Annotated in this window: 1 protein-coding gene; it reads right to left on the reverse strand. The window is 67.8% G+C overall.

The features are described from left to right. The coding region (locus tag JJ959_RS21245) for a calcium-binding protein (RefSeq protein ID WP_292888475.1) at window positions 1-768 on the reverse strand (768 nt) is incomplete at both ends.

Consider the following 768-nt stretch of genomic DNA (forward strand, 5'->3'; position numbering starts at 1 on the left):
GCGCCCGGACAGCACCGTGTCATTGCCGGCACCGGTCTCGATCTCATTGTCGCCGCCACCAGCCAGCACCTGATCGCGGCCACTGCCGGTCTCGATCGTGTCGTCGCCGCCACTCGCGGTGACCCGGTTGTCTCCGTCGCCCGCATCGACCCGGTTGTCGCCACTGCCGGCGTTGATGACGTCATTGCCCGAGCCGGCATCGATCCGGTCGTCGCCACGGCCTGCCGTTACCTGGTTGTTGCCGCTGCCGACATCGATCCGGTTGTCGCCGTCCGTCGCCACCACCCGGTCGTTGCCCGAACCGGCATCGATCGTATCGTCACCGGCGCCAGACGAGATCGTGTCGTTGCCACGGCCGGCTTCGATGTCGTCATCACCGCGGCCGCTCGTCACCGCATTGTTGCCGTCGCCCGCCTCGATGGTGTTATCGCCATCGCCCGCCACGATCCGGTCATTGCCGCCTTCGGCCTCGATCCGGTCATCGCCGGAACCGGCGGTCACCTGGTTGTTGCCGGAGCCGCCGTCGATCCGGTTATCGCCGCCGGTCGTGCGCACATAGTCGTTGCCGCTGCCCGCTTCGATCGTGTCGTCGCCACGGCCGGACGAAATGGTGTCGTTACCCGAACCGGACGTGATCTCGTTATCGCCGCCACCAGCCAGAACCTGATCGCGGCCGCTGCCGGTCTCGACCGTGTCGTCGCCGCCACTCGCGGTGACCCGGTTGTCTCCGTCGCCCGCATCGACCCGGTTGTCGCCACTGCCGGCGTT

This window comes from Nisaea sp. (assembly GCF_017640745.1).
Classification (GTDB): Bacteria; Pseudomonadota; Alphaproteobacteria; order Thalassobaculales; family Thalassobaculaceae; genus Nisaea.